This is a genomic window from Streptantibioticus ferralitis, from assembly GCF_029223525.1.
GTDB lineage: Bacteria > Actinomycetota > Actinomycetes > Streptomycetales > Streptomycetaceae > Streptantibioticus_A > Streptantibioticus_A ferralitis.
Window position 1 is genome coordinate 1 of sequence record NZ_JARHTQ010000069.1, and the last position, 9,143, is coordinate 9,143.

9 protein-coding genes and 2 pseudogenes are annotated in these 9,143 nt (G+C 68.2%); 4 read left to right on the forward strand and 7 right to left on the reverse strand.

Going from position 1 to position 9,143, the window contains the following annotated elements; translation table 11 throughout:
* Positions 1-435, forward strand: a pseudogene (locus P2L57_RS39410) (hypothetical protein); the annotation flags it as partial.
* Between the two features lie 509 nt (positions 436-944).
* On the opposite strand, the gene P2L57_RS39415 reads toward P2L57_RS39410, so the two are convergent.
* Together P2L57_RS39415 and P2L57_RS39420 are read right to left on the reverse strand one after the other, a co-directional pair.
* On the reverse strand, positions 945-2,189 hold the full coding sequence (locus tag P2L57_RS39415; protein WP_275823344.1) for an amidohydrolase family protein: 1,245 nt from the start codon (positions 2,187-2,189) through the stop codon (positions 945-947).
* Between the two features lie 169 nt (positions 2,190-2,358).
* Entirely contained in the window at positions 2,359-2,808 is a 450-nt protein-coding gene (locus P2L57_RS39420; RefSeq protein ID WP_275823346.1) for an Rrf2 family transcriptional regulator, read from the reverse strand.
* Between the two features lie 148 nt (positions 2,809-2,956).
* Here P2L57_RS39420 and P2L57_RS39425 point away from each other — a divergent pair, with 148 nt between their 5' ends.
* A complete protein-coding gene (locus P2L57_RS39425) occupies positions 2,957-3,523 on the forward strand; it encodes a Uma2 family endonuclease (protein ID WP_275823348.1) in 567 nt (188 codons plus the stop codon).
* A 260-nt stretch (positions 3,524-3,783) separates the two neighbouring features.
* Here P2L57_RS39425 and P2L57_RS41045 read toward each other — a convergent pair.
* Positions 3,784-3,861 (reverse strand): annotated as a pseudogene (locus P2L57_RS41045) (DUF255 domain-containing protein); the annotation flags it as partial.
* Entirely contained in the window at positions 3,862-4,395 is a 534-nt protein-coding gene (locus P2L57_RS39430) for a hypothetical protein (RefSeq protein WP_275823351.1), read from the reverse strand.
* On the opposite strand from P2L57_RS39430, the gene P2L57_RS39435 reads away from it, so the two are divergent.
* A complete protein-coding gene (locus tag P2L57_RS39435) occupies positions 4,370-4,912 on the forward strand; it encodes a hypothetical protein (protein WP_275823353.1) in 543 nt (180 codons plus the stop codon). The two genes, P2L57_RS39430 and P2L57_RS39435, sit on opposite strands and share 26 nt — an antisense overlap.
* A 363-nt stretch (positions 4,913-5,275) precedes the next feature.
* Here the strand turns inward: P2L57_RS39435 and P2L57_RS39440 are convergent, their stop codons facing one another.
* From P2L57_RS39440 to P2L57_RS39450, 3 genes are all read right to left on the reverse strand, one after another.
* Positions 5,276-5,557: a hypothetical protein gene (locus tag P2L57_RS39440; protein WP_275823361.1), complete on the reverse strand. Its 282-nt coding sequence runs from the start codon at positions 5,555-5,557 to the stop codon at positions 5,276-5,278.
* A gap of 657 nt (positions 5,558-6,214) precedes the next feature.
* Entirely contained in the window at positions 6,215-6,565 is a 351-nt protein-coding gene (locus P2L57_RS39445; RefSeq protein ID WP_275823355.1) for a peptidoglycan-binding domain-containing protein, read from the reverse strand.
* A gap of 423 nt (positions 6,566-6,988) precedes the next feature.
* Positions 6,989-8,182, reverse strand: coding sequence for an FAD-dependent oxidoreductase (locus P2L57_RS39450; RefSeq protein ID WP_275823357.1), 1,194 nt, complete (start codon positions 8,180-8,182; stop codon positions 6,989-6,991).
* A 111-nt stretch (positions 8,183-8,293) separates the two neighbouring features.
* Here P2L57_RS39450 and P2L57_RS39455 point away from each other — a divergent pair, with 111 nt between their 5' ends.
* The gene (locus P2L57_RS39455; RefSeq protein WP_275823358.1) at positions 8,294-8,923 is read left to right on the forward strand and encodes a PadR family transcriptional regulator; all 630 of its coding nucleotides are present in this window, start codon (positions 8,294-8,296) and stop codon (positions 8,921-8,923) included.
* Positions 8,924-9,143 lie beyond the last annotated feature (220 nt).

Here is a 9,143-nt window from a genome sequence, read left to right on the forward strand (position 1 = left end):
CTGTGTCAACACGCCGAGTCGCACCTGATCAGACAATCCCACCCACGAATGAAGCACGCCCAGCCCAACGGCCCGCGGACCACTCCGTCACGGGTAACCCTTCACCACATCAAGCAACGGCATTGGGCCGCCCGCACAGGGCGCGGCATCATCTCGGGACTGCCCGGCTTCCGCACCGGCGACGCCCTCGCCTCAGCCGTCCTGACCGCAGCAGCCCCCACGCGGATGGCCGTCTACGACCGCCGCGTCCAACACGCCCTCGACACACTCGGCCTCACCCTCACCCCCGCACCGGGACGCTACGGCCGCTACATGCAACTCCTCCACGACCTCCTCAAGCACGGCGGAGCCCACACCGACGCCTGGACCGCACGCGACATCGACACCGCCCTGTACTGGACCGGCAACACCCCGCACCAACCACCAACGACGTAAACCCACCCACACCGGCAGGACCCGACCACACAGCAAGCCACTGACCAGCACAAACCCGCACCAGCCCTTTAGACGCCGAAGACCATCACCAACACCACACCACCGTTATCAACCAACCCCGAACAACCCCACGCCAAACCCCCCGTCATCACCACCTCCAACACCCCAGAAACACCCGCACATTTATCAGAAAACCCCCAACACCCCAGCTCAAGACACCCCCACCACACCAACTACGAACCCCGGAACCACACCAGAACGCGCCCGCGACCTTCTCAGAAAACCCTCAATATCCCAGCTCACACCCCCCACCACGCCAACTACGAACCCCGCAATCACAGGTGAACCAAGTGGCGGGAAAGGACGCCTGCGGCAACGGCTAAGCGGGTTCGGTGAATTCCGGTGCGGTTCGGCCGCGCCCCAAGGGGGCGGGGAACTGCGCGACCAGCCACGACGGGCCCGCACACGATCGATGGCCAATCGCGGCACTTCCCGCGGAGCGCTTGGCGCTAGCGCTTGTCGACGACGATCTCGCCGTTCAGGATCGTCATGCCGAGTCGGCGAAGGTTGCCGATGTCCTCGGTGGGATCGGCGGTCAGCACGATCAGGTCGGCGCGCTTGCCGGGCGCCACCGCGCCGAGATCGGAGCGGACGCACTGCCCTGCCGCGCCGCTGGTGCCCGCGACCAGCGCCTGCACGGGCGTCATCCCCGCCGCGACCATCAGCTCCGCCTCGTCCAGCGTGTTCGCCCCGAACAGGCCACGACCGCTGAAGGTGTCGCTGCCCAGGGCGACGCTCACGCCGGCGTCGGCGACCTTCTTGACGTTGTGCCGAGCATCCGGATGGCTCGCGTCGTGGGCCCAGAGCGTCGGGGTGTAGATGATGTCGTGCTCCAGCATCAGATCGATGAGCGAGTCATCGGTGAGGGGTTCGACCGTGACACCGTGCTCCAGGCCGTCCGCGCCTGCCTCGATCGCTTCGCGTGCCGCGGCCTGCTGGGTCGTGTGGACGGTCACCCTGAGGCCTCGCTCGTGCCCGGTCTCGATGCCCGCGCGAAGGAATGCGAGGGGAAGCCGCACAAGCTCGACAGCCTCCGGGAAAGCCGGAATGTGCCAGACGTACGCAGGTGAGCCGGAGTGCGCGCACGCACCTTCCGACAGGAGTTTGATCGCGTCCACCTTGCGGTCGGCCAGAGAGTGCACCAGATCACGCATTTGCTGCACGCTGTCGATCTCGGCCGCAAACCGTGCGCGTGCCCAGGGATTGCCGCTGAAAACCGTGGCCGCGGGATGCCCGTCCCGCCCGGTGATGCCGCACCCGGTCGCCAGGAGCCGCGGGCCTCGCAGCGTGCCTGCGGCGATCTTGGCCCGCGTCGTCAGGATCCCCTCGGTGGGATCACCCACCGACTTGATGGTGGTGATCCCGTGCTGGAGGAACAGGCCGAGCCGTCCGGGAAGTTCGTCGTCCTCGAACGTCTGCATCGATTCCGAATCGGACACCGCAAGGACGTCGTAGAAGTGGACGTGCGTGTCGATCAGGCCCGGCATCACCCAGCCTTCGGCCGCGTCCACCTCCGTGACGCCCCTCAGCGGCTCCGCCGAGACCGCGGCGATTTCTCCGCCGCTGACAGCGACGTCGTACAGCCCGGCGAGCGCCGTGTGGCCGTCGAAGACGTGGGCACGGCGGATGACGAGGTCGTACGTCGCGGGATCGCGAACCTCGGCCCTCGTGATTACCTCGGGTTCATGGGTCATTTGCTTTCACTCCTAATCGGGCGGTGTCTGACGCGGATTGGGGTCGAGCCATCGGCGCCGACCGAGCGAGGCGGCATCCGTGACGTCCCATCACGGCCCAAACGGGGAACTGTTGTGGTTACAGTTAGATGACAAGGAAAGGCGGAGGCGCACCTCCGCCTTTCCTGAATCAGCGATCCGCCGAGGCGAGTTCGCGCTCCGCAGCCAGCACCCGCTGGAGCAGGCGGGCGATCGTCGTCCGGTCGAGTCGTTCCTCCATGGCCCGTTCCGCGTCCCGGAACTCCACTTCGAGCAGGGCGCCGATGTTGCGTCCGACCTCGCATGCGTCGCTGGGCGGATGCGCGTGCCGCGACAGGATGCGCCCCTCCTCGACGGCGACATAGGCATCACGGAGGGTGATGTCCCGTGAGGCGCGGGCAAGGGACCAACCGCCGCCGCGCCCCTCGGTGGACGACACCAGGCCTGCGTTGCGCAGACTACCGAGGATGCGCCGCACGAGAACCGGATTACTCTCCAGACTGTCCGCGATCTCCGCGGAGGTCAGTGAGCCCTCGCCCCGGTGCGCCAACATGGTGAGCGCGTGAATCGCGACCGCGCTCCTGCTGCTGAGACCCGCCATCTTCCCCTCGCAACCCAAGCCGTCACCATAACTGCAACCAACATAGTTACAGCTTGGGTGCCCGTCAATCGGGCGCCCCGGCATCACAGGACAATAGGCTGAGCCCAGCAGCGCTGGAACTGTCGAGGCTCCTCGAAGGAGGTGCACCATGACCGCCGAGATGGTGACGCCCGCGTGGATGCACACGCAGATCAGCGCGCAGCAGTTCGACTCCTGGTCCGAGGAGCGGTGCGCCGGCATTGAGATCGTGGACGGGATGGTCGCTGTGAGGCCGAGCGCGTCCAAGCGGCACAACCGGCTGGCCCGAATCCTGGCCAATGCCCTGGACACCGCCGCAGGACCGGACTGGAACGCCGACACGGACTTCGACGTCCGCTTGCAGGACGTTCCACTCACCAACCGCCGTCCGGACGTCATCGTCTACCGAGCGGAGACCATCGACCTCACGCCCACCCGCCCCGAACATGTGCTCCTGGTCGTCGAGGTCGTGTCGCCCGGCTCTGAGACCACCGACCGGATCGTGAAGGTGGACCAGTACGCCAAGGCCGGCATCCCCTTCTACTGGCGGATCGAACAGGCCGCCACCGGTGTCCCCATCATCTACACCTACGTTCTGGACCCCGCCACCAAGGCCTACAGGGACGGCGAGATGTTCACCGGCGTGCTCAAGGCTGCCGCGCCCTTCTCCGTCACCGTCGACCTGGGAGTCATCTGACAGCGCTGGAAGATTATTCGCTCATGGCTGAGCACAAGGGGAAGCGGTAATTCCGTCAGCAAGCGGCTGAGCCGCGCACCGCTTCCTCCTCCCTGGCGGCCTCGGCCAAGGCATGTTGTCCGCGCTCCCGGAGCAACGAGTTGTGGTCATGGCCACCATGCGTTCCGAGGTGTACGGAAGTCACAGTGTGCGCCCATTGAGAGGCACGGAAGTTGGCGTGGCGTCTGCGCGCCGCCCAGGATCCCGGGTCCTGAAGATCATGCCTCCGCGGTCCACGGCCACCAATCAACAGGATTGTCGGCGTGCTGAAGGAGATAGGGAGAGGTGGAGCGGCTGAGTCAATTGGCCATGTACCCACCCTCACACATCCCGCCCTGCTCAGGCGCGCGACCGCGCGCGAGCAGAGGGCGAGCCGAACGCACACCAAAAAGGGGGAAGAACGGTGCCACCCGCTGCTGCTCGAGGAACGGCCGCACCCCGCGTCGCTCCAGCGCCACCAGCCACTGCTGCCGCAACTGCTCGACGTCGGGCTGCTGCCCGCCGCCACGCCCCTGGACGAACGACCGGGCACCGCTGACCACTCCCGCCGCCACGGCTACCGCGACCCCGGTCAGCAGTGAGCCGCCCACCGACAGCCCCTGCCCGAGGTCGACGGCGAACGCGGTGGCGCCGGTCACCCCGGCCAGCAGCGCGGGCGCCGCCGCCGTGCCCGGGCGCGGAGCGGCGGGCCCGGCCTCGGTCGCGCGCCGGTACGTGGCGTACTCCTCGGCGGCGTTCGCCGCGATGTCGTCGAGCGCGGCGCGCCCGCGCTCCAGCAGCGCGCCGGCGTTCTGGTCCCGGGCCGCTGTGGAGGCGTTGGACGACGACGCCATCCGGGCCGCGATGCCCTCCCCGCCGATCTCCGGCGGCGCGGCGGCGGACCGGATCGCCGAAGCGCTCGGCACGCCGAACGTGATCGGCGAGAAGGCGCATGTGACGACCTTCGTGGTGCGGCGGTTCATCGACCACGGGCTGCTCACCGACCTGAACGCGAACCCGGACGGCTCGCTGCTGCACCCCGGCCAGGTCGCGGAGGCCTGCCGGCGCGAGGACTTGGCGGACCTGGTCGCCGCCGACACCCCACTCGGACCGGAGCAGGCCGCCGCCCGGCTCGGGGTGCGCAGGGTTGAGTTCGATGGGATGGTGCGGCTCGGGTGGATCCGCTCGCCGCAGTCGATCGAGGTCCGCTTCGGCACGAGCCGAGCCGGGGCCGTCGACGTCGCGCTCTACACCACGGCGTCCGTCGACGCGGTGGCCGCCGCCCACCCCGAGGTCGACTGGGAGCAGCTGCGCGCGGAGGACAAAGGCCGGCGGTCCCCGCTCGCCGCACTGCAACCCGCCCCGGCCTGATAGGGGCGACCCGTTTGGCGACGCCGCCTCTGCCCGCACCCGGCGGGAGGGGCGGCGTCGTCGTGCGCGTCAGATGCGGCGGCGGAACACGCCGCGGAGCTTGCCGGGACCCGACTTGCGGTAGGTGACGAACACCACGCCACGCATACGACCCTTGATCAGCCGGGGCAGACCAGCCGCCATACCGAACCAGACACAGACCAACCGAACCCCTGAAGTTGCTCCGGTTTGGTGGACAACCATCCGCTTGGGGACAGTGGTCCCTGCAAGGAGAAGTCCATCGTGGGGAGAACACGCCGGCCTACCCGCCGGAGTTCCGTCGCCAGATAGTGGAGCTGGTCCGTGCCGGACGCACGCCCGCAATTATTTCCAGCCGCTGCAGGACCAGCCGCTGCGGTTGGTGCAAGTTTCTACCCAGACGTTGTTGATGTACTGGTCGGAGTAGTCCTCGCTTAGACTGATGTTGACTTGCTGATGGGCGTTCACCTGGCCGATGCGGGCTTCATGCTCCCGCCAGGGCTGGCAACCCGGCCCGGTGGCACGAGTCTCCCAATGCACGTAGCTGTACGAGGTCTGGTTGTAGCGGGTCGAGGTGAGCGTGCCGGACACGTCAAAGCCAGCAGACCACCAGTCGATCGTTCCCACCGACGCGGCATAATTCGTACGGGCGTCGAACCCCCGGGAGGCGTCGGGGTGGACCGTGTCGGCATGCACTACGGGGGCACTTGCACACGCCGGGGCGGCGGTCGCAGCCTGAGCGGCCATAGTGGCAGGTCCCACAAGAAGGGAACCACTGATCAAGAATAGCGCCGTGGCCTTGGCTACTACGCCACGCATGCGCTTTGTACCGAGCATGGAGATCCTTCCATTTGCAGGTCAGAATGTCGCTTTCGATTTTGCTAGCAGCGAATTACGCGGCAGACGACATGCCGTGGTTCCGTTAGCGCCGTGCGGTCCACTGCTGAGCCTTGCGGTGCGTAGCCCACGGTGCCTCGGTGGCTGGCGAGAGGACGAGAGGTATTTGACCAAGTGGTGATTTTGGGACGCCCCACCTCCTGAACTGCCGCAACGCGGCATTGCGTGACGCTGTTTCGGGACGGTTAAGGCAGTGACCCCGTGATTCGCCGTTCTGACCTTAGGTCTTGGGGGCGCCATCGTCGTCGTCCCGACAGCCGAGCTCGGGGTAAACCACGGGTTGATTCCGGCGGCGGCCTACCGTCCTGGTTTACGGCACAGCTTCTCCGGTGGCCCTCGGGCTTGTCGCTGACCTGTATTTCTTCAGGTTTGGAAACGACCTCTGGGTCAGTTGCCGTGCAGGGCCTTCCAGGTCCTGGGGCCAACTATGCCGTCGGCATGCAGGTGCCGCTTGCCCTGAAAGACCCTCACCGCTTGCTCGGTGGCCGGGCCGAAGTCGCCGTCGACGTCGACGTCGTAGCCCCAGTAGTTCAGCAGGCACTGGACCTCCTGGACCCTCTTGCCCGTATCCCCGCGTGAAGTGACGTCGTTCCCGTCGTAGTAGGCACACGCAACCATGGCGTGTGCCTGTGTCTGCTGGTGCGCCGGGGCGGCACTGGCCGGCGCGGCCACTGCCGTGGTCACGGCGAGGGCCGCGCCGAGCAGGCATGGGAGGGCAACGGTCTTCCTGGTCTTCATCGCTTCCTGCCTTCGTCCGTCGGGTCTCATACACACGAGTGATCCAGTCGGCCCGCCCACGTCCGCGGCCTGACCAAGCCGTCGACGTCCAGGAGATGATCCGCGACGTCCTGGACAGCTCCTCCCGCGCCCCGTGGGCTGGCCGCAGTGCGACACCACCGACCCGTTTACCGCCGGGCTCTGGGTTGCGCAGACCACGGTGGCCGACGGTTGGCGGGAGGACGAGAGGCGCTCGGGCAGGTGGCACCTTCTCGGGACGTCCCACCTTCTGAACTGCTGCCATGGAGCGTGGTGTGACGCTGTTGTGAGACGGCAAAGGCCGTGCACGTGTCGATCGAGAGTCGCCCGCCGCAAGACCAGCGGCGGCGCTGACCCGGAGGGCTGGCCGGCCGCCGCACCCGTTGCTGTGGGGTGAGGCTCCCGTCAGGCGGCCGGGGCGGCCCAGTCGATCCGGTGGCGGAGGTGTGCGGAGAGCTTCTCCGGGTTCATCAGCTTCATGCCGATCGGCATCAACGCATCGCGCAGCACCCGGCCGACCGGGCCGGCCGCCTTGTTGCTGTTGGTGCGCTCGGCCTGCTTGATGATCCGCTCGACGCGCGGGCGGCGCAGCGCCTCGTACTGCTTGAGCGCCTGGTCCAGCGGCAGATCCCTTGTGCAGCGCGCCAGTTCCACCGCGCTCTCGATCGCCAGCGAGGCCCCTTGGCCGGAGCTGGAGGAGGGCGCGTGAGCCGCGTCCCCGACCAGCACCATCCGGCCGCGGCTCCAGTGCGGCAGCAGGGGAATGTTCTCCATCGGCCCGGTGATCAGCAGTTCGGCCGGGTCGGTGTGCCGGATCAACTCCAGTGCGGGGGTGCGGTCGTCGGCGCAGGCGTCGGCCAGCACCTTCAGCCAGCGCTCGGCTCCGTAGGCGACCGCTTTGGCCTGCGTCATCGGCTGCGGGTGCGGCAGGTTGACGAACCAGACGGCGTTGCCGCCCAGCACCTGCAGGCCGAAGAAGGCCCGCTTGCCGAAGGTCATGAGCATCTTCCCGCCGGTGTCCGGCACCGCGCCGGCCAGGGTGCTCACCGAGCCGAAACCCTGCAGGCCGGCGTAGCGCGGCTGCGGGGCGGCCGGGTCGATCAAGTTCCGTACCGTGGAACGGATTCCGTCGGCGCCGATCAGCAACTCGCCGGTGGCGGTGGTCCCGTCGGCGAACTGGGCGGTGACGGTGTCCTTGCCCTCCTCGACCCCGACGAGCCGCTTGCCGTGCTCGATCCGGATGCCGCGGGCCCGGGCCTCGGCGTAGAGCGCCTGGTAGAGGTCGCTGCGCATGACCAGCCGAGTGGCCTCCAACGTGCCGGGGTTGCCGATCTCGGCGAGCCGCTTGCCGTTCCAGCTCTGCAGCACGATCGAGTTCATCGGATCGCCGAGGCCCCGGACCAGGTCGCCGGCGCCGATCGCGTCCAGCGCGGCCAGCCCGTTGGGCGCCAGGCCGAGCGCGGCGCCGACGCCCTCGGCGGTGCCGTCGTACGCCTCGTAGACGGTGGCCTCGATGCCGGCCTGCCGCAGGGCCATCACTGTGACGGGGCCGGCGACTCCGCCGCCGATGACCAGGGCGGTGTTGATGCGGTTGGACATGTCGGGTGCTCCTTCAGGGATAGCTGGGTCGTCGGCAGGGCGCGCTGCCTCCATAGTTGCACTGCAACTAGGCCCCATGCAACTAGTTCCATCGGCAGTAGTATCGGGATCATGAGTACTGCCGCCAAGGCCCCCAAGAGCTCGCCGATCACGCTCACCGTGCTGTCGCTGCTGCACTTCAAGCCGCTGCACCCGTACGGGATGCAGCGGCTGCTCAAGCAGTGGGGGAAGGACCAGGTGGTCAACGTCGGCCAGCGCACCAGCCTCTACCGCGCCATCGACCGCCTGCTGAGCGCCGGCCTGATCGCCGTCCGCGAGACCGGGCGCGACCAGCAGTACCCCGAGCGGACCGTCTACGAGATCACCGACGCCGGCCGGGAGGCCACCCGCACCTGGCTGCTGGAGATGCTGCGCGAGCCCAGGCTGGAGTTCCCGGAGTTCCCGGTCGCGCTCTCCAATCTGATGCTGCTCGCACCTGGCGAGATCGAGCAGGCCCTGGCTGCCCGCCTCGCTGCGGTGCGCGCCGGCCGGGCCGCCCAGGAGCGCTCACTCGCCGAGACGGCGGCGGTCGGCGTGCCCCGGGTCGCCATGCTGGAGACCGAGTACGCGGTCGCCCTGGCCACCGCCGAGGCCGACTGGCTGGAGAGTGTCATCGCCGATCTCCGCTCGGGTACCCTCACTTGGAGCGCCGAAGAGCTGATCGCCGTCGCCCAGGCCAGCGACGCCCAGGCGCCGCAGTAGGCGCGGGCACTCCCGGATCGGGGCGCCGGGTCGAGCGCGCGGCGATCCGCGGCTGACGTGTACGCACCATACGCCCGCCGTTCAACCGGGGGACTAGTAGTGCTTGGTCAGATTGGTATTGGGGTGGGTATGTCGCGGTGGCATGTGGGGCAGGCGCCGGTCCAGGTTGCGAGGAGTGTCTGTATCTCGCGGATGACTGAGTAGAGGCTCAGGCCGGCGC

What these genes read in the sequence shown, in the direction of transcription:
- P2L57_RS39415 (WP_275823344.1), bottom strand. Translation starts at nt 2,189, where the DNA reads ATGACCCATGAACCCGAGGTAATCACGAGGGCCGAGGTTCGCGATCCC.
- P2L57_RS39420 (WP_275823346.1), bottom strand. Translation starts at nt 2,808, where the DNA reads ATGGCGGGTCTCAGCAGCAGGAGCGCGGTCGCGATTCACGCGCTCACC.
- P2L57_RS39425 (WP_275823348.1), top strand. Translation starts at nt 2,957, where the DNA reads ATGACCGCCGAGATGGTGACGCCCGCGTGGATGCACACGCAGATCAGC.
- P2L57_RS39430 (WP_275823351.1), bottom strand. Translation starts at nt 4,395, where the DNA reads ATGGCGTCGTCGTCCAACGCCTCCACAGCGGCCCGGGACCAGAACGCC.
- P2L57_RS39445 (WP_275823355.1), bottom strand. Translation starts at nt 6,565, where the DNA reads ATGAAGACCAGGAAGACCGTTGCCCTCCCATGCCTGCTCGGCGCGGCC.
- P2L57_RS39450 (WP_275823357.1), bottom strand. Translation starts at nt 8,182, where the DNA reads ATGTCCAACCGCATCAACACCGCCCTGGTCATCGGCGGCGGAGTCGCC.
- P2L57_RS39455 (WP_275823358.1), top strand. Translation starts at nt 8,294, where the DNA reads ATGAGTACTGCCGCCAAGGCCCCCAAGAGCTCGCCGATCACGCTCACC.